The 23,349-nt window shown below is 67.7% G+C and carries 19 protein-coding genes and 1 pseudogene; 6 read left to right on the forward strand and 14 right to left on the reverse strand.

Annotated features, from left to right (window positions below; translation table 11 throughout):
* Nucleotides 1-25 precede the first annotated feature (25 nt).
* Together ACGFRG_RS28400 and ACGFRG_RS28405 are read right to left on the reverse strand one after the other, a co-directional pair.
* Entirely contained in the window at nt 26-238 is a 213-nt protein-coding gene (locus ACGFRG_RS28400) for a DUF397 domain-containing protein (RefSeq protein WP_393268447.1), read from the reverse strand.
* Nucleotides 235-1,089, reverse strand: coding sequence for a Scr1 family TA system antitoxin-like transcriptional regulator (locus ACGFRG_RS28405; protein ID WP_393268450.1), 855 nt, complete (start codon nt 1,087-1,089; stop codon nt 235-237). The genes ACGFRG_RS28400 and ACGFRG_RS28405 overlap by 4 nt, the downstream gene beginning before the upstream one ends.
* A gap of 133 nt (nt 1,090-1,222) precedes the next feature.
* Here ACGFRG_RS28405 and ACGFRG_RS28410 point away from each other — a divergent pair, with 133 nt between their 5' ends.
* The 6 genes and pseudogenes from ACGFRG_RS28410 (at nt 1,223) to ACGFRG_RS28435 (ending at nt 6,273) form a co-directional block, all read left to right on the forward strand.
* Nucleotides 1,223-1,693 carry an ATP-binding protein gene (locus tag ACGFRG_RS28410; protein ID WP_361430769.1) on the forward strand — a complete coding sequence of 157 codons (471 nt, stop codon included), beginning with the start codon at nt 1,223-1,225 and terminating at the stop codon, nt 1,691-1,693.
* A 219-nt stretch (nt 1,694-1,912) separates the two neighbouring features.
* Nucleotides 1,913-2,350 carry a hypothetical protein gene (locus ACGFRG_RS28415; protein WP_393268453.1) on the forward strand — a complete coding sequence of 146 codons (438 nt, stop codon included), beginning with the start codon at nt 1,913-1,915 and terminating at the stop codon, nt 2,348-2,350.
* Entirely contained in the window at nt 2,331-3,227 is an 897-nt protein-coding gene (locus ACGFRG_RS28420) for a hypothetical protein (protein WP_393268456.1), read from the forward strand. The genes ACGFRG_RS28415 and ACGFRG_RS28420 overlap by 20 nt, the downstream gene beginning before the upstream one ends.
* Nucleotides 3,220-3,645 (forward strand): hypothetical protein, encoded by a 426-nt coding sequence (locus tag ACGFRG_RS28425; protein WP_393268459.1) that lies wholly within the window; start codon nt 3,220-3,222, stop codon nt 3,643-3,645. The genes ACGFRG_RS28420 and ACGFRG_RS28425 overlap by 8 nt, the downstream gene beginning before the upstream one ends.
* Nucleotides 3,646-3,708: 63 nt before the next feature.
* A pseudogene (locus ACGFRG_RS28430) lies at nt 3,709-3,826 on the forward strand (Uma2 family endonuclease); the annotation flags it as partial.
* 299 nt (nt 3,827-4,125) lie between these two features.
* Nucleotides 4,126-6,273, forward strand: coding sequence for a PIG-L family deacetylase (locus ACGFRG_RS28435; RefSeq protein WP_393268540.1), 2,148 nt, complete (start codon nt 4,126-4,128; stop codon nt 6,271-6,273).
* 98 nt (nt 6,274-6,371) lie between these two features.
* On the opposite strand, the gene tuf is transcribed toward ACGFRG_RS28435, so the two are convergent.
* The 12 genes from tuf to ACGFRG_RS28495 all read right to left on the reverse strand — a co-directional run bounded on the left by tuf (nt 6,372) and on the right by ACGFRG_RS28495 (nt 23,326).
* The gene (tuf, locus tag ACGFRG_RS28440; RefSeq protein ID WP_361430765.1) at nt 6,372-7,565 is read right to left on the reverse strand and encodes an elongation factor Tu; all 1,194 of its coding nucleotides are present in this window, start codon (nt 7,563-7,565) and stop codon (nt 6,372-6,374) included.
* Nucleotides 7,566-7,728: 163 nt separating this feature from the next.
* Nucleotides 7,729-9,855, reverse strand: coding sequence for an elongation factor G (fusA, locus tag ACGFRG_RS28445; protein WP_361430764.1), 2,127 nt, complete (start codon nt 9,853-9,855; stop codon nt 7,729-7,731).
* Between the two features lie 39 nt (nt 9,856-9,894).
* Nucleotides 9,895-10,365 (reverse strand): 30S ribosomal protein S7, encoded by a 471-nt coding sequence (gene rpsG / locus ACGFRG_RS28450; RefSeq protein ID WP_101389595.1) that lies wholly within the window; start codon nt 10,363-10,365, stop codon nt 9,895-9,897.
* Between the two features lie 2 nt (nt 10,366-10,367).
* Nucleotides 10,368-10,739 carry a 30S ribosomal protein S12 gene (rpsL, locus tag ACGFRG_RS28455; RefSeq protein WP_007265893.1) on the reverse strand — a complete coding sequence of 124 codons (372 nt, stop codon included), beginning with the start codon at nt 10,737-10,739 and terminating at the stop codon, nt 10,368-10,370.
* A 272-nt stretch (nt 10,740-11,011) separates the two neighbouring features.
* Entirely contained in the window at nt 11,012-11,797 is a 786-nt protein-coding gene (locus ACGFRG_RS28460; protein ID WP_393268465.1) for a hypothetical protein, read from the reverse strand.
* Nucleotides 11,798-11,944: 147 nt separating this feature from the next.
* Nucleotides 11,945-12,370 carry a helix-turn-helix transcriptional regulator gene (locus ACGFRG_RS28465; RefSeq protein ID WP_361430762.1) on the reverse strand — a complete coding sequence of 142 codons (426 nt, stop codon included), beginning with the start codon at nt 12,368-12,370 and terminating at the stop codon, nt 11,945-11,947.
* 187 nt (nt 12,371-12,557) lie between these two features.
* Nucleotides 12,558-12,839: a hypothetical protein gene (locus ACGFRG_RS28470; protein ID WP_393268468.1), complete on the reverse strand. Its 282-nt coding sequence runs from the start codon at nt 12,837-12,839 to the stop codon at nt 12,558-12,560.
* A 108-nt stretch (nt 12,840-12,947) separates the two neighbouring features.
* Nucleotides 12,948-16,847, reverse strand: a complete 3,900-nt coding sequence (locus tag ACGFRG_RS28475; RefSeq protein WP_361430760.1) for a DNA-directed RNA polymerase subunit beta' — start codon at nt 16,845-16,847, stop codon at nt 12,948-12,950.
* Between the two features lie 130 nt (nt 16,848-16,977).
* A complete protein-coding gene (gene rpoB, locus ACGFRG_RS28480) occupies nt 16,978-20,463 on the reverse strand; it encodes a DNA-directed RNA polymerase subunit beta (RefSeq protein ID WP_361430759.1) in 3,486 nt (1,161 codons plus the stop codon).
* Between the two features lie 604 nt (nt 20,464-21,067).
* Nucleotides 21,068-21,454 carry a 50S ribosomal protein L7/L12 gene (gene rplL, locus ACGFRG_RS28485; RefSeq protein ID WP_361430758.1) on the reverse strand — a complete coding sequence of 129 codons (387 nt, stop codon included), beginning with the start codon at nt 21,452-21,454 and terminating at the stop codon, nt 21,068-21,070.
* A gap of 110 nt (nt 21,455-21,564) precedes the next feature.
* Nucleotides 21,565-22,095: a 50S ribosomal protein L10 gene (rplJ, locus tag ACGFRG_RS28490; protein ID WP_361430757.1), complete on the reverse strand. Its 531-nt coding sequence runs from the start codon at nt 22,093-22,095 to the stop codon at nt 21,565-21,567.
* Between the two features lie 265 nt (nt 22,096-22,360).
* Nucleotides 22,361-23,326, reverse strand: a complete 966-nt coding sequence (locus tag ACGFRG_RS28495; RefSeq protein WP_361430756.1) for a hypothetical protein — start codon at nt 23,324-23,326, stop codon at nt 22,361-22,363.
* Between the last annotated feature and the right edge of the window lie 23 nt (nt 23,327-23,349).

The raw sequence follows: 23,349 nt of genomic DNA on the forward strand, positions 1-23,349 counted from the left end.
TCACGGCATGAGTACCCCTACTTACTCAGCCGCGCGCGTGCGCGTACGCGATGAAGTCGCGCCATACCTGCGGGCTGAAGCCGAGGCGAGGGCCTTCGACGTTCTTGGAGTCGCGGACGTGCACGAGGTCGGGGGCTGTGGCAATCTCGACGCAGTCCTCGCCATTACTACTGCTGCTGTAGCTGCTCTTGAACCACGCCAGCTTGGCCACGTCACCTGCTGAGGGCTTACGGATCATGTCTCTCCCAGCGCTTGCTCGATGAAGGCCCGTGACTCCTCCGGTGTCAGAGCCCGGGCCCGGATGATGCCATACCGCAGTTCGAGAACCCGGAGATGCCTCGGGTCGGAGACAGGACGGCCACCGAACTGACCGTCCGTACGCCCCAAAGCCGAACCGTCCCCGAACTTCAGCACCTCGATCAGCCCGACTGTTCCCGGGTGGTCCGCCCGGGATGTCGGCATCACCTGAAACTCGACGTACGGCAACTCGGACACCTCCAACAGGTGTTCGAGCTGGCGGCGCAGCACCATTGTTCCCCCGATGGGGCGGGTCAATGTCACCTCCTCCTGCACAAAGCTGAGTTCAGGCGCGGGGGACCGGCCATAGATGGACTTTCGAGCCATCCGCGCGGACAGCAGCCGCTCCAGATCATCCGGTGAGTACGTGGGCCGCCAAGTCCCCAGCAACGCCCGCGCGTACTCCTCCGTCTGCAACAACCCATGCAGATTGTGGTTGCTGTAGAGCTGAAGCTCGACCGCCCGGGCCTCCAGCTTCGCCAGTTCCCGGACCTTCTTCGGGTACCGGGCCTTCTCCAGGTCCTTCTTCATGGCCGATACGAGGCCACCCGCGCCCAGCACCTCGTCCACCTTGTCCAGGAACTCCGGGCGCGGGATGCGCACCCCGCGCTCCACCTTGCGGATCAGGTCCTCGCCGTATCCGATCGCCTCCCCGAACTCCGGCACCCGCATCCCGGCCGCCTCACGCCGGAGTTTGACCTGGCGCCCCACCGCCTCCACCACCGGCGCGATCTCGTCCCCGGGCTCCACGTCCCAGCCGGCCTCGTCCGCACCCTCGCCGTCCGCACCCATCCCGACCACCGCCTCCGCCGTGCCTCCGTACCCGCCGTACAGACAAGACAGAGCCGGACAACGACCGGACAGTCACCGTACGCACCGACTCCGTCACTGTTCACCGTAGGCGCATCCGGCCACGCTGAGTGACGTGAACCAGGAATCCACCCAACTCCCGGCCCCCGTCCGCCACTTCAGCGTTCTGCTGTCCCCCACGCCGCGCGGCGCCCGGCTCGCGCGCCTGCTCGCCGTCGAGTGGCTGCGGACCTGGGAGCTGCCGTACGGGACCGCCGGGGACGCGGCGCACATCGTGGCGGAACTCGCCTCCAACGCGGCCACGCACGGCCGCCTCGCCGGGCGGGACTTCCTCCTCACCCTCCGGGTCGACGGCGGTGTACTCCGTATCGAGGTCACGGACACACGCGGTGACGAACTCCCGCGCCCTCGAACGCCGTCCGCCGACTCCGCGTCGGGGCGCGGCCTGCTCCTCGTCGAGGCACTGGCCGACCGCTGGGGCGTCGAACTCGGCCCCGTCCCACGCAAGACCGTCTGGGCCGAACTTGGCCCCCTCGCACCGGAGCATGGCGGACCGCGCTCCGGCGCGACCGGCGCTCTTCCCTAAGAAACACGGGGAGAAAGAACCCCACCAAGCCCCACCCTCCCGCCCGCCGCACAAACTCACTCCCCCGAGTGAATATGCCCAACTCGGCTGGATTCGAGAGGGGTTGACTGCCCTACGCTCGGCGCGAGCACCACAGGACAACCGCAGACATGCGACGGCCCCCGCCGGGACTGCAATCCCAGTGCGAGGGCCTGACCACCGAGGAAGTAGGGCTTCCCGATGGACACCCAAAACCCTAGCGCGCCCCCGCGCGCCCAGTCCCGTATCCCGGGCAAAAACCACCCCCATCGGGGACCTCGTTCCGGCGTCGTCCACGACAACGCCCGCCACACCACCCGCTTCACGGTGATCGGCAACCACCTCGCCCAGCACCCGGAGCTGTCCGGACTCGGCGTCCACATCCAGCCCCTCCCCGCCGGCGCCCGCGTCGACATCAAATCGCTCGCCGCCCGCTTCCCCGAGGGCCCCACCCGCATCGCCGCCCTGCGCGAACTCGAAGCCCACGGCTACCTCCGCCGCACCCGCGAACCGGTCCGGAACGGCGACGGCTGCGACCGCGGCTACCGCGGCCCGGACCCGCACAGGTGCGGCGCCTGCGCGGCCCGGCACCAGTCACCTCAGAGCACGAAGGAACCCCATGGTCAGCTCGCCCCATGAAGCGATGCACCGCATCTTCCAGGACCGCCCCGAGCTCTTCTCCCGGGTCTCCGAGGTGCTCGGCATCGACTTCTCCCCGCCCACCTCCGTCACCATCCTTCCGACCGACCTCACCGAGACCCGCCCACTCGAACGCCGCGTGGACACGTTACTGAGGCTGGAAATGGGGGACGACGAGCCGCTTCTTCTCGCCGTCGAAGCCCAGGGCAAGAAGGACCCGGCCAAGCCCGCGAGCTGGGCTTACTACGCCTCGTACCTGCTCACCAAGTACCGGCTGCAGCCGATGCTGCTGGTCGTCTGCCAGGACCGCGCCACCGCCGAATGGGCGGCGCGACCGGTCCGCTTCGGCCCTCCTCAGTGGCCCCTGCTCACCCTGCGCCCACTCGTCGCGGGACCGCACAACATGCCTGTGATCACCGATCCGGCCGAGGTCAACAAGGACCTCGCGCTCGCCACACTGGCCCTAATCACCCACGTCACGTCTCCGGACATCGGGGCCATACTCAAATCAATGACGACCGTGCTGCGGGACACACCGCACGCCATCGCCTACCCGATCATCGAACTCATCGCCCAAGGCCTGGGCAAGCACCCAGCCGCAGCACTATGGAGGAAACTGGTGGCCGTGGACCTGTCTTTCTACAAGTCATCCCTGTCCGAAGAACTCCGCGACGAAGGCCGGGCCGAGGGCCAGGCCAAGGGTGAGGCCAAGGGGCAGGCCGACGCCATCCTGTTCATCCTGGCGCGCCGCGGCATCGACGTCCCCGACGAGGCACGGGAACGCATCACCAGCTGCGACGACCTCGACATCCTTCACCACTGGCTCGATCGGGCCCTCACCGCCTCCTCCGCCGACGAGGTCTTCGCGGATGAGTAGTCCCGGCACGCCCGGGCGCGGTACTGGGGCGGGTGCGGTCGACTACGACCCGTCCCAGTACCGGCCGAGCCTCGTGCAGACCCACCGGGTCCGCCTCGTGGTCCCGGTCGCGGACATCTTTACCGAGCTCATCGCCCAGGGCCTGGCCGGTGTGCCGCACGCTTCGAAACTGTGGAGAGACCTGGTGATCAAGGACCTTTCATTCTTCTCGTCTCCGATCTCGGAGGAGATCCGCGATGAAAGCCGCACTCGCAGGCGTGCGGAGGACATCCTCGTCGTTCTGGAAGCACGCGGCATCGATGTCCCCGACGGGACCCGCGACCGCATCACCGGCTGCGACGACCCCGAGCTGCTGCGCAGCCGGCTCGTCCGTGCCGCCACCGCCACCTCCGCCGGAGAGGTCGCCCGATACGCGTAGTCGGCTCGCTACTCCGGCCGGACCACGAACATCGTGACCCGCCGCATCCCCCGTACCTCGCGGCTCCACCCCACCCCCGACGGGCCCCGGCTACGCCACCCGCAAGGACTTCGTCTACGGCGAGGACGTGACCATCGCCGACTGGACGATCCCGACGGACGGCCTGCCCCTGTACGCATAGCCCCCCACCCGGGTCCCGCCCGCGCCCCCGCCACCGCAGACAAAGAGAAAGTGGCCACAAAGAAAACTCCGTTCAAAACAATGCGGACCACAATTCAAACCGTCCCGTAATCGAATTCCTTCGAGCAACCGGCACCCCTTTCCTTCCGTCTACTTCGGCGACCGAAGAGCGGAAGAAATGGACGGGAACGGGGAACGTACGTGTTCGGAGCGAGCAGGGGTGGCGGCGCCGACGGAGCGGGCGAGGACGGCGAAGTCGGCACGGGCGGCACGGGTGACGGGGCGGGCGCGGGCGGCCGGGTGAGTCGGCGGCTTCGGCCCAGTCGGCGTGCCGTGCTCGGCACCGCTGCCGCCGCCGGGGTCGCCGCCGCCGTCGGGTCGTGTTCCGTGCCCGCCTCTCAGCGGCACCGGGAGGACGGGGCGACCGTCGCGCCCGGGCAGCCCGTCGCGGCCGGGCGGCGGGCCGTGCTGATGCAGATCGTGGCGCATCCCGACGACGACCTGTACTTCATGAACCCGGACACCCAGCACGCCCTGGACGGCGGCGCCAGGATCGTCAGCGTGTATCTCACCGGCGGCGAGGCCAACGGGGACAACCGGGTCGTCAGCGATCCCTCGACCATGCACTTCGACAAGGCCGCCTACTCCTCCGCCCGCCACCAAGGACTTCGGCAGGCCTATGCCGCGCTGCTCGGGCTGCCGCTCTTCACGCCCTGGCAGAAGGACGTCCTCAAGCTGCGCGGCGGGCACACCGCCGAGGTCAACTCCCTCGTCCACAACGGCCGCCACGTCGAGCTCGTCTTCCTCAACACCGCCATGCACACCCTGCGCGGCGGCCGTATGGGGCTGCCCAGTCTGTGGGAGGACCGGGCCCTCACCCTCCCCGTCGTCATCGCCACGGGCTCGCCGGTGACCGCCGCCACCCCGTACACGTACGACGAACTCGTCGAGGTCGTCGCCGGGCTGCTCGACACGTACGCGCCCACCCTCGTCCAGACCCTCGACCCCGACCCGGACATCCAGCACAGCCCCGAGAAGACCCGCCAGCACGACAGCGAGCAGCCGGGGTACGCCGACCACGCCGACCACACCGCCGCCGCCTCCTTCGCCTGGGCGGGGATGGTGCGGTATGTCGCCCAGGCCACCCAGCGACAGAAGGGGATACCCGGGTTCGCGGTCACCTCGTACCGCGCCTACTACAACCGGCACTGGCCCAAGAACCTCCCCCCGGACGTCCTCGCCGAGAAGGCCGCCCATCTGATCCCGTACGGCGGCGCCCCGGACTGGAAGTGCGGCAACCCCGGCGGCTGCGGGGACTACAACGTCGGCGGGAAGCGGCCCCTGACCAACTGGAAGGGGTGGGTGCGCTCCACCCACTACCGCTTCCCGGGGCCCCGGCCCGTCGTCGGCAACGAGCCCGACGGACGCCTCGCCGCGTACGGCGTGCTCGGGCTGCGGGCCGTGCGGTGGCGCGAGACCGCGCCCGGCAGCGGGCGGTTCGGCGCGCCGGACGACCTCGGCGGCGGGCCGCTCGCGCCCGTGCTCGGCGGCGCCGCTCTCAAGGACGGGCGGCAGGTGCTGTTCGGGCTGCGGTTCTCCTCCGTCGCCGGGCGCGCCGGGGCCAACACCCGTGAGGTGGTGATGCTCGAACAGGCCGCGCCCGGTGGGAAGTTCGCGGCCTGGCGCGGGCTCGGCAACCCCGAGCGCGGTGACGACCGCGGGCGCCGGATCGGCTCCCCCGTCGCCGTCACCGCCCCCGACGGCCGCCTCCACCTCTTCGTCCGCAACGCCGACAAGGGGGTCAGCTCGCGGGTGCGGGAGAGCGACGGCTCATGGGGGCCCTGGGCCGATCTCGGTGGCCAGATCATTCAGGACGGGCTCGCCACCGCCTTGGACGCCGAAGGGCGCGTGCATCTCTTCGCCCCGGGGTACGACTTCGTCCACCACTGGGCGCAGGACGCCCCCGGGCAGCCTCTCGCGTATGTGAAGAGCGGGCCGCGGCTGCCGCTGGCGGTCGACGCTCCCGCCGCCGTCGGGCTGCCCGCGCAGGCAGGCGGCGGTATACAGCTGCTGTACCGGACCCTCACCGACCCCCGTAAGACCAAGGGCAAGGGACTCGCCCCGGCCGACCCCCGGCTTCTCTCCCTGCGCGCGGACGGCACCTCCACCGGCCCGAACAGCCCGCAGCTCGACGGATACGGGACCGTCGGCGCGCTCCACTCCCCCAAGGACGGCCTGGTCGTCCTCGGCAAGGACGCCAAGGGGCGGGTGCGGGCGCTGGTCGGGACCGAGCGCCGGACCCGCCCCCCGGGCGTGGTCCCCGTCGACGCGCCGACCCTCCACCTCACCGCACGCGGCCCGGTCGCCGTCGGGCTCGGCGTGGACGGCAAGCCCTGGGTGTGGGCGCTGGGAGCCGCCGCCTCGACGGACGTACACGCCGCCGGGTAGGTCCGTGGACAGGCGCGCAAAACAGCGAAGGGCCCCGCACCTCTCGGTGCGGGGCCCTTCTTGGTGCTCAGCTGTGAGCTACCAGGTCAGAACACGAATTACTTCGTGATCTTGACGACCTGGCCGGCGCCCACGGTCCGGCCACCCTCACGGATGGCGAACTTCAGGCCCTCCTCCATGGCGACCGGCTGGATCAGCGCGACCGTCATGGCGGTGTTGTCGCCCGGCATGACCATCTCGGTGCCCTCGGGGAGGGTAACGACACCGGTCACGTCAGTCGTACGGAAGTAGAACTGCGGGCGGTAGTTGTTGAAGAACGGCGTGTGACGGCCACCCTCGTCCTTGGACAGGATGTACGCCTGGGCCTCGAACTCGGTGTGCGGCGTGACCGAACCGGGCTTGATGATGACCTGGCCGCGCTCGACGTCCTCGCGCTTGATGCCACGGAGGAGCAGACCGACGTTCTCACCGGCCTGGCCCTCGTCGAGCAGCTTGCGGAACATCTCGATGCCGGTGACCGTGGTGGTGGTCTTCTCGGTCTTGATGCCGATGATGTCGACGGTCTCGTTGACCTTGAGGACACCACGCTCGATACGACCGGTGACGACGGTGCCACGACCGGTGATCGTGAAGACGTCCTCGATCGGCATCAGGAACGGCTTGTCGACGTCACGCTCGGGCTGCGGGATGGACTCGTCGACGGCCTTCATCAGGTCGAGAACGGTCTGGCCCCACTTGGCGTCGCCCTCAAGGGCCTTGAGCGCCGAGACCTGGACGACCGGAAGCTCGTCGCCCGGGAACTCGTACTCGGAGAGGAGCTCACGGACCTCGAGCTCGACGAGCTCCAGGATCTCCTCGTCGTCCACCATGTCGGCCTTGTTCAGGGCGACGACGATGTACGGAACGCCGACCTGGCGGGCCAGGAGCACGTGCTCCTTGGTCTGCGGCATCGGGCCGTCGGTGGCGGCGACCACGAGGATGGCGCCGTCCATCTGCGCGGCACCCGTGATCATGTTCTTGATGTAGTCAGCGTGACCCGGGCAGTCGACGTGCGCGTAGTGACGCGACTCCGTCTGGTACTCGACGTGCGCGATCGAGATCGTGATACCGCGCTGGCGCTCCTCGGGAGCCTTGTCGATCTGGTCGAAGGCCGAGGCCTCGTTCAGGTCCGGGTACGCGTCGTGCAGCACCTTGGTAATGGCGGCCGTGAGGGTCGTCTTACCGTGGTCGATGTGACCGATGGTGCCGATGTTGACGTGCGGCTTAGTCCGCTCGAACTTCGCCTTCGCCACTGGGTCCTCCTGTGGAGTGGTTCTGTACGCCTTGCTTCATCGGCGCCAGGTGATCTTTGCTGGGATGCCGGGGCCCGGGGGCATTCGCCGCAATACTCTCGCATTGCGGCGAATGCCCCACCGGACTCCGGTGACAAGCCTAAAGCGGGTGAACTCCGAAGAGTTACTCGCCCTTGGCCTTCGCGATGATCTCCTCGGCGACGTTCCGCGGAACCTCGGCGTAGGAGTCGAACTGCATCGAGTAGCTTGCGCGACCCGAGGTCTTGCTGCGGAGGTCTCCGACGTAGCCGAACATCTCCGAGAGGGGCACGAGGCCCTTCACGACGCGGGCGCCGCTGCGCTCCTCCATGGCCTGGATCTGGCCACGGCGGGAGTTGATGTCGCCGATGACCTCACCCATGTAGTCCTCGGGCGTGGTGACCTCGACGGACATCATGGGCTCAAGGAGCACCGGGGAGGCCTTGCGCGCGGCCTCCTTGAACGCCTGCGAACCGGCGATCTTGAACGCGAGCTCGGAGGAGTCGACCTCGTGGTAGCCACCGTCGAGAAGAATGACGCGAACGCCGGTCATCTCGTAGCCGGCCAGGATGCCGAACTGCATGGCCTCCTGCGCACCCGCGTCCACCGACGGGATGTACTCCCGGGGGATGCGGCCACCGGTGACCTTGTTCACGAACTCGTAGGTCGCCTCGCCGCCCTCGATGGGCTCGATCGCGATCTGCACCTTGGCGAACTGACCGGTACCACCGGTCTGCTTCTTGTGGGTGTAGTCGTGACGCTCGACGGCCTTGCGGATCGTCTCGCGGTACGCGACCTGCGGCTTGCCGACGTTCGCCTCGACCTTGAACTCGCGACGCATACGGTCGACGAGGACGTCGAGGTGAAGCTCGCCCATACCACCGATGATGGTCTGGCCGGTCTCCTCGTCCGAGTGCACCTGGAAGGAGGGGTCCTCCTCCGCGAGACGCTGGATGGCGACACCCAGCTTCTCCTGGTCACCCTTGGACTTGGGCTCGATGGCGACCTGGATGACCGGGGCCGGGAAGTCCATGGACTCCAGGATGACCGGCTTCTTCTCGTCGCACAGCGTCTCACCGGTGGTGGTCTGCTTCAGGCCCATGACGGCGACGATGTCGCCGGCGCCCACCGACTCGATCTCCTCACGCTTGTTCGCGTGCATACGGTAGATCTTGCCGATGCGCTCCTTCTTGCCCTTGACGGAGTTCAGCACCGAGGTGCCGGCGTCCAGGCGACCGGAGTAGATCCGGATGAAGGTGAGCTTGCCGAGGTGCGGGTCGCTCGCGATCTTGAAGGCGAGGGCCGACAGCGGCTCCTCGTCCGACGGCTTGCGCTTGACGACGACCTCGGCGTCCTTGACGTCGTGGCCCTCGATGGCCTCGACGTCCAGGGGCGAAGGCAGGTAGCGCACGACCGCGTCGAGCAGGGGCTGAACGCCCTTGTTCTTGAACGCGGTGCCGCAGAAGACGGGGGTCACCGTGGTGTCCCCGCCCTTGCCGGACGCGATGGTGATACGACGGACCGCGGCGTACAGCTGCTCCTCGGTGGGCTCGGTGCCCTCCAGGAACAGCTCCATGATCTCTTCGTCGTTCTCCGCGACGGTCTCGACCAGCTTGCCGCGCCACTCTTCAGCGGCCTCGGTGTGCGTGGCCGGGATGTCGACGACGTCGTACATCTCGCCCTTGGTCGCTTCCGCGGACCAGACCAGGGCCTTCATGCGGACCAGGTCCACAACGCCCTTGAAGTCGGCCTCGGCACCGATCGGCAGCTGCATGACGATCGGGGTGGCGCCGAGGCGGTCCACGATCATGTCGACACAGCGGTGGAACTCGGCGCCGGTGCGGTCGAGCTTGTTCACGAAGCAGATACGCGGCACGCCGTAACGGTCGGCCTGACGCCAGACCGTCTCGGACTGCGGCTCCACACCGGCGACACCGTCGAACACGGTGACGGCACCGTCGAGGACGCGGAGCGAACGCTCCACCTCGACCGTGAAGTCCACGTGACCCGGGGTGTCGATGATGTTGATGGTGTGGTCGACGTCCTCGAGCGGCCAGTGGCAGGTCGTCGCGGCGGACGTGATGGTGATGCCGCGCTCCTGCTCCTGCTCCATCCAGTCCATCGTGGCAGCGCCGTCGTGGACCTCACCGATCTTGTAAGACACACCGGTGTAGAACAGGATGCGCTCGGTGGTGGTCGTCTTGCCCGCGTCGATGTGAGCCATGATGCCGATGTTGCGCACCTTGGCAAGGTCAAGCGAAGTGGTAGCCATATCGGCTCAGTCTTCTCTCGGTCTCGATGTGGGTTGCGACTACCAGCGGTAGTGCGCGAAGGCCTTGTTGGACTCGGCCATCTTGTGCGTGTCCTCACGCTTCTTGACGGCCGCACCGAGGCCGTTCGAAGCGTCGAGAAGCTCGTTCATCAGGCGCTCGGTCATGGTCTTCTCGCGGCGGGCGCGGGAGTAACCCACGAGCCAGCGGAGCGCCAGGGTCGACTGACGACCCGGCTTGACCTCGACCGGAACCTGGTAGGTCGCGCCACCGACACGGCGGGACTTGACCTCAAGGGACGGCTTGACGTTCTCCAGCGCGCGCTTCAGCGTGATGACCGGGTCGTTGCCGGTCTTCTCGCGGAGGCCTTCCATGGCGCCGTAGACGATGCGCTCGGCGGTGGAGCGCTTGCCGTCCAGCAGGATCTTGTTGATCAGCGACGTGACAAGAGGAGACTGGTAGACCGGGTCGATGATGACCGGGCGCTTCGGGGCGGGGCCCTTACGAGGCATTCTTACTTCTCCTTCTTGGCGCCGTAGCGGCTGCGGGCCTGCTTGCGGTTCTTGACAGCCTGGGTGTCAAGCGCACCGCGGATGATCTTGTAACGAACACCCGGCAGGTCCTTCACACGGCCACCACGCACGAGCACGATCGAGTGCTCCTGCAGGTTGTGACCCTCACCCGGAATGTAGGCCGTGACCTCGATGCCGGAGGTCAGACGCACACGCGCGACCTTCCGCAGCGCCGAGTTCGGCTTCTTCGGGGTGGTGGTGAAAACACGCGTGCAGACGCCGCGGCGCTGGGGCGAAGCCTCAAGCGCGGGCGTCTTCGTCTTCTCGACCTTGTCCTGCCGGCCCTTCCGGACCAGCTGCTGGATCGTAGGCACTACTTCTCCGGTTTCTGTGTGCCGTTGGTGAAACTAACCTGGAACGTCACCGACCCACGCGGTCGGGTGTGTCGAATACTGCAGGCTCTCGCCGTGGGCACGGAGAAAGCGCAGATTGCGGTGGCCGTTGTAGGACTCGCCCTGCGGACGTAGGCACGCAGGGGAGCCCAGGGCACACCCCAGGCACAAGGTCTGAGCGTACCTACCTCATCGACTTGGGTCAAAACAAATACCCACACGCGGGACACCCCGGGGGACCGGTGAGACGCGTCTCACCCGGGGCCCTCCTCCGGCGGCTCCGTACCCCCCTTGCCCCGCTCGCGCCTGGGCGCGGCCAGCCGGGGGATGGTGGGCACCTTGGAGTGCGGACTCTTGCGTACGAGCCCGGCCCGGCCGGGATCACGCCCGGGCGCGGCGTCGTCGGTGCGGGAGGCGGGGTCGGGCGCGGCGTCGGAGGCGGGCCGGGGGGCGGCGGGCCCGGCGTCGGAGGGGGGCCGGGGGGCGGCGCCGGGTCCGGTGTCGGAGGGGGGCCGGGGGGCGGCGCCGGGTCCGGTGTCGGAGGTCCGGCCGTGTTCGACTGCGGCGCCGTCGGGTGTTTGGCCGGGCGTGCCGGGTATCTCGTCGGCGCTCTCGCCGGGGGCTGGCGAGGAACGGGGCTCGGCCTGCTGCGGCAGGTCGCGGCGGAGCGGGATGACCTCGCCCCGGCCCGGGCGGCGGCCGGCCCGGCGCAGGGAGCGGGCCCGGGCGGCCGAGGCCGTCTCGTCCAAAGCGCGCTGGTACTGGGCCGCCGCGTCCCGCCAGCCGGCCGCGTACGCGCGCAGCTCGCGGTTCTCCACCTCGGCGCGCAGCAGCACGACCAGCTCCTCGGCGGAGTGGCGTTCCAGGTGGGTTCCCAGGGCGGCCAGCAGCCCCGGCAGGTCGTCCGGGACCGGCGGCAGCCCGGCGGGCCCGTCGGCCCCCTCGGCAGGCTCGTAAGGGCGCGGGCGGTCCTCGGGATCGCGGCCCGCACGCCCGGCCCGGTCGCCGCTGGGCCGGGAGATCCCGTCGCTCTCAGCCATGCACGGCTCTCTCTCGCGTCCCATCGCTGCCAGGCCGTGTCAGCTTACGTCCCTGTGCGACCGCGGAAACTCCGTTGCTGCGGGTTTGGCCGCGGGTGATCGGTGGCCGCCCGCTCCCCGGGTTCTCGGCCCCGCTCCTGGTGGCGCCTACCGCGACTCGACGGACCCCTGCGTCGCCGCGTCCGGCAGGAACTGCCCCGCCACCTTGATGAACATGGCCCGCTGCTCCGGCGGAACGCCGAGCCCGACGGCCGCCTCCTCCAGCGTCAGCTGCCAGGACGGCGTCGACGGCTCGCGCAGCGCGGGCAGCGGCAGATCATCCTCGGTGAGCCGGCCGGAGCGGATCAGCATCTCCCGTACCGGGACCTCCAGGACGTGCGCGAGGCGCCGCGTCGTCTCCAGGTCCGGCATGCTCTGGCGCTGCAGCAGTCGGGTGACGGCGGCCCGGTGGACCCCGGCCTCGTCGGCGAGGCGCGACCTGCCGCCACCGCGCGGGCTGTCGATGTCGAAGCCGCGCCGCCGGATCAGCTCTTCGATCCAGGTCGCGAACCGGTCCAGTTCGCTGGTGGTCATCGTGATCGCCTCCCTCCGAAGCAAGGACCAGACTATCGCGCTTGCGCGCAAGGAATTAATGGCTCGTCCGGCCACCGGTGTAAGGATTTTGTGGCGGGATTCCGAGGCTTGTCGCTCTCATCCCTGTTTGCGTGCCCGCTCGCAAGGTCACAGCGTGCGCCCACGCAACTCCGGGGACCCGCCTACCCTACCCCGGAGTAACCTCCCCGTCGCCCCCGCGCACCGGCATCCGCACCACCCGTCCGCCCCCCTCGGCGCCGCCGGAGGCGTACGCCATCGCCTCCCGCCAGCCGCTGCTGAACCCGCGCGCCTCCCCGTCGACGGCGATCTGCGCGCCGACCTTCGCCACGACCGCCCCGAGCGTCCGGCCGACGTCGGCGGTGTACGTCCCGGACTCCCCCGCCTCGGCGGCCACTTCCACTGCGGCCACCACCACCTCCACCAGCCGCTCCTGGGCGCTCATCACCATGGGCCGCACCGCCTTTCGAATATGCGTTCGACAAGCGCCACCCACGATACGCCGAAGGGCGCCCACCCCGTGTGAAACGGAGTGGGCGCCCTTCAGTGGACGTACGCCTTACTGGTTGTACGGACCGTAGTCGTAGTCCTCCAGCGGAACGGCCTGGCCGGAGCCGGTGCCGAACGGCGAGTAGTCGATGTCGTCGTAGCCGACGGCCGAGTACATCGCGGCCTTGGCCTCCTCGGTCGGCTCGACCCGGATGTTGCGGTAGCGGGACAGACCCGTACCGGCCGGGATGAGCTTACCGATGATGACGTTCTCCTTGAGGCCGATGAGGCTGTCGGACTTGGCGTTGATCGCCGCATCCGTCAGGACTCGGGTCGTCTCCTGGAAGGAGGCGGCCGACAGCCAGGATTCCGTCGCCAGCGAGGCCTTGGTGATACCCATCAGCTGCGGACGGCCGGAGGCGGGGTGACCGCCCTCGGTGACCACACGACGGTTCTCGGTCTCGAACTTCGAGCGCTCGACGAGCTCGCCCGGCAGCAGCTCCGCGTCGCCGGACTCGATGATCGTCACACGGCGCAGCATCTGCCGGATGATGATCTCGATGTGCTTGTCGTGGATCGACACGCCCTGCGAGTTGTAGACCTTCTGGACTTCGCCGACCAGGTGGACCTGGACCGCGCGCTGACCGAGGATCCGGAGCACGTCGTGCGGGTTGGTCGCACCGACGGTGAGCTTCTGGCCCACGTCGACCGCGTCGCCCTCGCCCACCAGCAGACGGGCACGCTTCGAGATCGGGAACGCCGTCTCGTCGCTGCCGTCGTCCGGAGTGACGACGATCTTCTTGGTCTTCTCGGTCTCCTCGATCCGGATGCGGCCCTTGGCCTCCGAGATCGGGGCGACACCCTTGGGCGTACGAGCCTCGAAGAGCTCGACGACACGGGGCAGACCCTGGGTGATGTCGTCACCGGCCACACCACCGGTGTGGAAGGTACGCATCGTCAGCTGGGTACCGGGCTCACCGATGGACTGGGCGGCGATGATGCCGACCGCCTCACCGATGTCGACCAGCTTGCCGGTGGCCAGCGAACGGCCGTAGCAGAAGGCACAGGTGCCGACGGCCGACTCACAGGTCAGGACCGAGCGGGTCTTGACCTCCTCGACGCCCGCGTTGACCAGCGCGTCGATGAGCACGTCACCGAGGTCCACGTTGGCCGGCGCGATGACCTTGCCGTCGACGACGACGTCCTCGGCGAGCATACGGGCGTAGACCGAGGTCTCGACGTCCTCCGTCTTGCGGAGCACACCGTCCTCGCCGCGCACCGCGATCTTCAGCTTGAGGCCGCGGTCGGTGCCGCAGTCCTCCTCGCGGATGATCACGTCCTGCGAGACGTCCACCAGACGACGGGTCAGGTAACCCGAGTCGGCGGTACGCAGGGCGGTGTCCGCCAGACCCTTACGGGCACCGTGCGTGGAGATGAAGTACTCCAGAACGGTGAGGCCCTCACGGAAGGACGCCTTGATCGGACGCGGGATGGTCTCGTTCTTCGCGTTCGACACCAGACCACGCATACCCGCGATCTGACGCATCTGCATCATGTTTCCTCGGGCACCCGAGTCAACCATCATGAAGATGGGGTTCGTCTTCGGGAAGTTCGCGTTCATCGCCTCGGCAACCTCGTTGGTCGCCTTGGTCCAGATCGCGATGAGCTCCTGCGTGCGCTCGTCCTTGGTGATCAGACCGCGCTCGTACTGCTTCTGGACCTTCTCGTCCTGCGCCTCGTAGCCCGCGACGATCGCCTTCTTGGCCTCGGGGACCACGACGTCGGAGATGGCCACGGTGACACCGGAACGGGTCGCCCAGTAGAAGCCCGCCGCCTTCAGGTTGTCGAGCGTCGCCGCCACGATGACCTTGGGGTAGCGCTCGGCCAGGTCGTTGACGATCTCGGAGAGCTGCTTCTTGCCCACCGAGTAGTCGACGAACGGGTAGTCCTCGGGCAGCAGCTCGTTGAAGAGCGCGCGGCCCAGCGAGGTGCGCAGCCGGAACGAGTCGCCCTGCTGCCAGGTCGTCTCGCCCTCCTCCTCGACCGGCGGGGTCCAGCCACGCGGCGGGACGGTGCCGATCGGGAAGCGGATGTCGATGGGCGACTGGAGCGCGAGCTCCCCCGCGTCGAACGCCATGATCGCCTCGGCCGTGGAGCCGAACGCGCGGCCCTCGCCCTTGGTGTCACGGAGCTCACCGTCGGTGGTGAGGAAGAACAGACCCAGGACCATGTCCTGCGTCGGCATCGTCACCGGACGGCCGTCGGCGGGCTTGAGGATGTTGTTCGAGGACAGCATCAGGATGCGGGCCTCGGCCTGCGCCTCCGCGGAGAGCGGCAGGTGCACGGCCATCTGGTCACCGTCGAAGTCCGCGTTGAACGCGGTGCAGACGAGCGGGTGGATCTGGATGGCCTTGCCCTCGACCAGCTGCGGCTCGAAGGCCTGGATGCCGAGGCGGTGCAGCGTGGGCGCACGGTTCAGCAGAACCGGGTGCTCGGCGATGACCTCTTCGAGGACGTCGTAGACGACCGTGCGGCCGCGCTCGACCATCCGCTTGGCGCTCTTGATGTTCTGCGCGTGGTTCAGGTCGACCAGGCGCTTCATCACGAACGGCTTGAAGAGCTCCAGCGCCATGGCCTTGGGCAGACCACACTGGTGCAGCTTCAGCTGCGGACCGACGACGATCACGGAACGCGCGGAGTAGTCCACACGCTTACCGAGCAGGTTCTGACGGAATCGACCCTGCTTGCCCTTCAGCATGTCGCTGAGGGACTTCAGCGGACGGTTGCCGGGGCCCGTGACCGGGCGACCACGACGGCCGTTGTCGAAGAGGGCGTCGACCGCCTCCTGGAGCATCCGCTTCTCGTTGTTCACGATGATCTCGGGGGCACCGAGGTCGAGCAGACGCTTCAGACGGTTGTTGCGGTTGATCACACGGCGGTACAGGTCGTTCAGGTCGGAGGTCGCGAAGCGGCCACCGTCCAGCTGCACCATCGGACGCAGGTCCGGCGGGATCACCGGCACGCAGTCGAGCACCATGCCCTTGGGGCTGTTGCTGGTCTGCAGGAACGCCGAGACGACCTTGAGGCGCTTGAGCGCACGGGTCTTCTTCTGGCCCTTGCCGGTACGGATGATCTCGCGGAGGCGCTCGGCCTCCTCGTCGAGGTCGAAGGTCTCCAGGCGCTTCTGCAGGGCAGCGGCACCCATCGAGCCGTCGAAGTACGTGCCGAAGCGGTCACGCAGCTCGCGGTAGAGCAGCTCGTCGCCCTCAAGGTCCTGGACCTTGAGGTTCTTGAAGCGCGACCAGACCTCGTCCAGACGGTCGATCTCGCGCTGCGCACGGTCGCGCAGCTGCTTCATCTCACGCTCGGCACCCTCGCGCACCTTGCGGCGCACGTCGGCCTTGGCGCCCTCGGCCTCAAGCTCGGCGAGGTCCGTCTCAAGCTTCTTGGCGCGGGCTTCGAGGTCCGAGTCGCGGCGGTTCTCGATCTGCTGGCGCTCGACGGAGACGTGCGCCTCCAGCGACGGCAGGTCGCGCGTACGGCGCTCCTCGTCCACGAACGTGATCATGTACGCGGCGAAGTAGATGACCTTCTCAAGGTCCTTCGGCGCGAGGTCGAGCAGGTAGCCAAGGCGCGACGGGACGCCCTTGAAGTACCAGATGTGGGTCACGGGAGCGGCAAGCTCGATGTGGCCCATCCGCTCACGGCGCACCTTGGCGCGGGTCACCTCGACGCCGCAGCGCTCACAGATGATGCCCTTGAAGCGGACGCGCTTGTACTTGCCGCAGTAGCACTCCCAGTCCCGGGTCGGACCGAAGATCTTCTCGCAGAAGAGTCCGTCCTTTTCGGGCTTGAGGGTGCGGTAGTTGATGGTCTCCGGCTTCTTGACCTCACCGTGGGACCACTGACGGATGTCGTCAGCAGTGGCGAGGCCGATCCGCAGCTCGTCGAAGAAGTTGACGTCGAGCACTTGTCGTCAATCCCTCTTTCGGGGTCGATTCTTCAAGATGGTCTGAGGGGGGTCCGGATGGGGGTCCCTCCCGGGCCCTTAAGGCCCAGGGGGAGGTGGGGGGCTCTCAGGGAGCCCCCCACCAGACCCGTCAGACCTCTTCGACGCTGCTCGGCTCGCGCCGGGACAGGTCGATACCGAGCTCCTCCGCAGCGCGGAAGACGTCCTCGTCCGTGTCGCGCATCTCGATGGACATGCCGTCCGAGGACAGCACCTCCACGTTGAGGCAGAGCGACTGCATTTCCTTGATGAGCACCTTGAAGGACTCGGGAATGCCGGGCTCGGGGATGTTCTCGCCCTTGACGATGGCCTCGTAGACCTTCACACGGCCGGTGACGTCGTCGGACTTGATGGTCAGCAGCTCCTGGAGGGCGTACGCGGCGCCGTATGCCTCCAGCGCCCACACCTCCATCTCACCGAAGCGCTGGCCACCGAACTGGGCCTTACCACCCAGCGGCTGCTGGGTGATCATCGAGTACGGACCGGTCGAGCGGGCGTGCAGCTTGTCGTCGACCAGGTGGTGCAGCTTCAGGATGTACATGTACCCGACCGAGATCGGGTCCGGGAACGGCTCGCCGGAGCGGCCGTCGAACAGGTTGGCCTTGCCGGACGGCAGGACCAGGCGGTCACCGTCGCGGTTCGGGATCGTGGCCTCGAAGAGACCGGCGATCTCGTCCTCGCGGGCACCGTCGAAGACCGGGGTCGCGACGTTGGTGCCGGGGGCGACCTGGTCGGCGCCGATGGCCTGCAGGCGCTGGGCCCACTCGTCGGCCAGACCGGAGACGTCCCAGCCGCGGCTGGCGAGCCAGCCGAGGTGGATCTCCAGGACCTGTCCCGGGTTCATTCGGGACGGGACACCCAGGGGGTTGAGGATGATGTCGACCGGGGTGCCGTCCTCCAGGAACGGCATGTCCTCGATCGGCAGGATCTTCGAGATGACGCCCTTGTTGCCGTGACGGCCGGCGAGCTTGTCACCGTCGGTGATCTTGCGCTTCTGCGCCACGTACACGCGCACCAGCTGGTTCACACCGGGGGGAAGCTCGTCGCCCTCCTCGCGGTCGAAGACGCGGACGCCGATGACCTTGCCGGTCTCGCCGTGCGGCACCTTCAGCGAGGTGTCACGGACCTCACGGGCCTTCTCACCGAAGATCGCGCGGAGCAGGCGCTCCTCCGGCGTCAGCTCGGTCTCACCCTTGGGCGTGACCTTGCCGACGAGGATGTCGCCGGCGACGACCTCGGCACCGATACGGATGATGCCGCGCTCGTCGAGGTCGGCGAGGACCTCCTCGGAGACGTTCGGGATGTCCCGGGTGATCTCCTCCGGGCCGAGCTTGGTGTCACGGGCGTCGACCTCGTGCTCCTCGATGTGGATCGAGGAGAGGACGTCGTCCTGCACGAGGCGCTGCGACAGGATGATCGCGTCCTCGTAGTTGTGACCCTCCCACGGCATGAACGCCACGAGCAGGTTCTTGCCCAGCGCCATCTCGCCGTTCTCGGTCGCCGGACCGTCGGCCAGGACCTGACCGGCGATGACCCGGGCGCCCTCGTCCACGACAACCTTCTGGTTGACCGAGGTGCCCTGGTTCGAGCGGGAGAACTTGTGCAGGCGGTACGTGGTGTACGTGCCGTCGTCGTTGGCGATGGTGATGTAGTCCGCGGAGACCTCCTGGACCACACCGTCCTTCTCGGCCTTGAGCACGTCGCCGGCGTCGGTGGCGCAGCGGTACTCCATGCCGGTGCCGACCAGCGGCGCCTCGGACTTAATCAGCGGCACCGCCTGACGCATCATGTTCGCGCCCATGAGGGCACGGTTGGCGTCGTCGTGCTCAAGGAAGGGGATCATCGCGGTCGCGACCGACACCATCTGGCGCGGCGAGACGTCGATGTAGTCCACCTCGGCCGGCGGCACGTAGTCGACCTCGCCGCCACGGCGGCGGACCAGGACGCGGGCCTCGGTGAGCTGGAGCTCGTCGTTGAGCGCGGCGTTGGCCTGCGCGATGACGAAGCGGTCTTCCTCGTCGGCCGTGATGTAGTCGACCTCGTCGGTGACCTGGCCCTCGACGACCTTGCGGTACGGCGTCTCGATGAAGCCGAACGCGTTGACGCGGCCGTAGGAGGCGAGCGAACCGATCAGACCGATGTTCGGGCCTTCAGGCGTCTCGATCGGGCACATACGGCCGTAGTGAGACGGGTGCACGTCACGGACCTCGAAGCCGGCCCGCTCACGGGAGAGACCACCCGGGCCAAGAGCCGACAGACGGCGCTTGTGGGTGAGCCCCGACAGCGGGTTGTTCTGGTCCATGAACTGCGACAGCTGGCTGGTGCCGAAGAACTCCTTGATGGAGGCGACGACCGGCCGGATGTTGATCAGGGTCTGCGGCGTGATCGCCTCGACGTCCTGGGTGGTCATGCGTTCGCGCACGACGCGCTCCATACGAGCCAGACCCGTACGGACCTGGTTCTGGATGAGCTCGCCGACGTTGCGCAGACGACGGTTGCCGAAGTGGTCGATGTCGTCGGTCTCGACGACGATGTTCCGACCCGACTCGCCGACCGTCTCGGTCTCGCCCGCGTGCAGCTTGACCAGGTACTTGATGGTCGCGATGACGTCGTCCGTGGTGAGGACGCCGGCGTCCAGCGGCTCATCCGCGCCGAGCTTCTTGTTCACCTTGTAGCGGCCGACCTTCGCGAGGTCGTAGCGCTTCGGGTTGAAGTAGAGGTTCTCCAGCAGCGTCTGAGCGGCCTCGCGGGTCGGCGGCTCGCCCGGGCGCAGCTTGCGGTAGATGTCGAGCAGCGCGTCGTCCTGGCCCTGGGTGTGGTCCTTCTCCAGGGTGGCGCGCATGGACTCGTACTCGCCGAACTCCTCCAGGATCTGCTCGGTGGTCCAACCGAGAGCCTTGAGGAGGACGGTCACGGACTGCTTGCGCTTGCGGTCGATGCGGACACCGACCATGTCGCGCTTGTCGATCTCCATCTCCAGCCAGGCACCCCGGGACGGGATGATCTTGGCCGTGAAGATGTCCTTGTCGGACGTCTTGTCGATGTTGGAGTCGAAGTAGACACCCGGCGAGCGGACGAGCTGCGACACCACGACACGCTCGGTGCCGTTGATGACGAAGGTGCCCTTGTTGGTCATGAGCGGGAAGTCGCCCATGAAGACCGTCTGGGACTTGATCTCGCCGGTCTCGTTGTTGGTGAACTCGGCGGTGACGAAGAGCGGGGCCGCGAACGTGAAGTCGCGCTCCTTGCACTCGTCGATCGAGTTCTTCGGCGGCTCGAAGCGGTGGTCGCGGAAGGTCAGCGACATCGACCCGCTGAAGTCCTCGATCGGGGAGATCTCCTCGAAGATCTCCTCCAGACCGGACTTCGTGGGGACGTCCTGTCCGTTCTCGAGAGCGGCCTCGACGCGAGACTTCCAAGCGGCATTGCCGAGCAGCCAGTCAAAGCTCTCGGTTTGCAGCGCAAGGAGGTTCGGAACCTCGAGGGGCTCCTTGATCTTTGCAAAGGAGATGCGCAGCGGGGCGGTGCTGGCGCCGTTGTTCGTATTGGCGGTCGAGGCGTTGCGCGAGGCGGCCAAGAGGGGGTCCTTCCGAGGGCTCGGACTCACTACGCGCGTACCGGTCCCACGAGGGCACAGAGAGAGAAGTTTCCCGATTCAGCCGGAGAAGGCCAGGTCAGGGCAGTTCAATCCGAGGTGCTCAAGCGAGGGCATGCCCCTGGTGACGGGCAGGGGGCAGCTAACAGGCAGCGCAAAGGGTCAGTGTAGCCACTCGGCCCACTGATGTCCAGGGCGGATTTTTCGCGACCCTCATTGTTCTTCTCAGTACCTCGCAAGCCACGCGCTGTGAGGCGCACATCGATACTGCCCTCTTCGTCTTCGATCCATGCCTCGGATCCGGATCGATGTGACGACGCGTCCTGAGAATTGCGCGCTGCGTGCGGTTCGTCAAGACCCCTCAGCTCCGCGGAGATCGCTCCGTGGCTGCTCGTACGGCTACGAGGCGTACACGGGGCGTACGGCGATGATCACCATACTCCCTGTCGTCCGCCGCGCAAGGCAGCCGTCACGGCGCCGCCCGGGTACGCCGAAAGGCGACCACCCGGATGGGTGATCGCCTTTCGGTGTGTGCGCGTTACACGTCCTGGGACGTCACGCACGAAGAGTCAGAAGACTCACAAGGTCACTTGACCTCGACGGCCGCACCGGCAGCCTTGAGGGACTCGGCAGCCTTGTCAGCGGCCTCCTTGTTGACCTTCTCGAGGACCGGCTTCGGGGTGCCGTCGACGAGGTCCTTGGCCTCCTTGAGGCCCAGGGAGGTGAGCTCACGCACGACCTTGATGACCTGGATCTTCTTGTCGCCGGCGCCGGTGAGGATGACGTCGAACTCGTCCTTCTCCTCGACGGCCTCGGCGGCGCCACCAGCGGCACCACCGGCGGCGGCAACGGCGACCGGGGCGGCGGCGGTGACGTCGAACTTCTCCTCGAACGCCGAGACGAACTCGGCCAGCTCGATGAGGGTCATCTCCTCGAACTGGGCGAGGAGGTCTTCCTGAGAGAGCTTCGCCATGATGGGCGATCCTTCCACTAAATCGGCAGGTGCCGGATGTATATAGAGGCGGGCGTAACGGCCCGCTGCGACCCGCGCACTAGGCGGCGCGGATCAATGCGCGAGCCGAATTACTCGGCACCGCCCTGCTCGGCCTTCTTGGCACGAAGCGCCTCCGCGGTGCGGATGAACTTCGAGGGAAGCGCCTGGAAGAGCGCGGCAGCCTGAGACTGCTTGCCCTTCATGGCGCCCGCCAGCTTGGCGAGCAGAACCTCGCGGGACTCAAGGTCCGCGAGCTTCTTGATCTCATCGGCGGACAGCGCCTTGCCATCAAGGACACCGCCCTTGATGATCAGGTTGGGGTTCTCCTTGGCGAAGTCACGAAGACCCTTGGCCGACACCACCGGGTCACCGGTGATGAAGGCAGCACCCGTCGGACCAGTGAACTGGTCGTCGAGCGAGGTGATCCCGGCGTTGTTGGCCGCAATCTTGGTCAGCGTGTTCTTCACCACGGCGTACTGGGCGTTCTCACCGAGCGAACGGCGCAGCGTCTTGAGCTGGGCCACGGTGAGACCCCGGTACTCGGTCAGCACGACGGCGTTCGAGCTGCGGAACTTGTCCTCAAGCTCGGCTACGTCGGCAGCCTTGTTGGGCGTCGGCATAGTGCGTCGGCTCCTTCCGGGTGATGAGGACCGCTCAAAAGGGACCGCGACATAAAAAACGCCCCGGCGCAAGTGCACGGGGCGTAGCTCGACCGGAGCGAGTCCGGGAACTTTCCACAGTCACCTGCGCGGGTCGTCCGCATGCAGCGGATCCTTCGGCCACCGCCCCTTCTTGCGAAGGCACGGCAACGACCAGCGGTCTTTGGCTTCTGTGGAAGAGTACGTGACGGGTGGCGGATCGAGCAAATCCGGTCGTACGGGACGGTCAGGCCGAGCCCGGGGTGCCGTTCTTGCCCAGGTCGCCCAGGCCCTTCAGCATCTCGAACAGATCCAGGGTGTCGTCCGCGGCCGGGGCCTTGACCTCGGCCTTCGTGCCGTAGTCCGAGTAGTGCGTGGACGTGGTCACCTTGCCCTGGGGGCTGTCCATGGCGACGTCCATCTTGACCGGGTAGCCGTCCTTGTTGACCCAGACCTCGGTGTCGTAGCCCTTGACGCCCGTCTTCTTCATGTTGGCGAGGAGCTGCTCGCGCTCCTTGGGGCCCAGGGTGTCGAGCGTCTTGTTGCTCGCCACCATCTCGTCGATGGTGAGCGTGCCCTTGTAGTGCTCGGTCGCGACGCCGTCCGCCTGCTCGGCGCCCAGGTGCTTCAGGTTGGGCGAGTCGAGCAGCAGGGCGAGCTGCTGGGACGGGTCCTGGTTCATGTTCTCCAGGCCGGACGTCATCGACTTGGTCAGCTGGTCGTTGCCGCCCGACATCTTGGCCGCGGCGGCCAGGTCGAGCTTGATCCAGTGCTTGCCGTCGAGGTCCTTGGCGGTCTCGGTGCCCATCGAGCTCGCGTCCATGTACATGACGTTGCCGAGCCAGACCATGCGGGCCTTCTCGGGGGCGCCCGCCGCCTTCGTCCTGGGCGAGGAGTTGACCACGGTCAGGTCCATCGACGTCGGGTTCCACGCCATGACGCCGGTGACCTGGGTGTCGCCCGCGTCCTGACCCATGGCGGCCGGCATCGACATGCTCATCCGGACCTTCGCCGACTTCGCGGCCGACGTCTTCTTGAAGGCCGCCGTCAGCATCTGCTGCGCGTCCGTACGCGACTGCTCGCCGACCACCGGCTTCTTGGCCGCGCCGTCCGCCTTCTTGCCGTCGCCGCCGCCGCAGCCCGCGGCTCCCGCCACCACCACGGCGGCCGTCGCCAGCGAGAGCCCCGTCCGCGTCCATCCGGTCCTGGTCATGCGTCCCACCCCTTGTTTCCCCT

The sequence above is a fragment of the Streptomyces sp. NPDC048696 genome (assembly GCF_043198895.1).
In the GTDB taxonomy this organism is placed as follows: domain Bacteria; phylum Actinomycetota; class Actinomycetes; order Streptomycetales; family Streptomycetaceae; genus Streptomyces.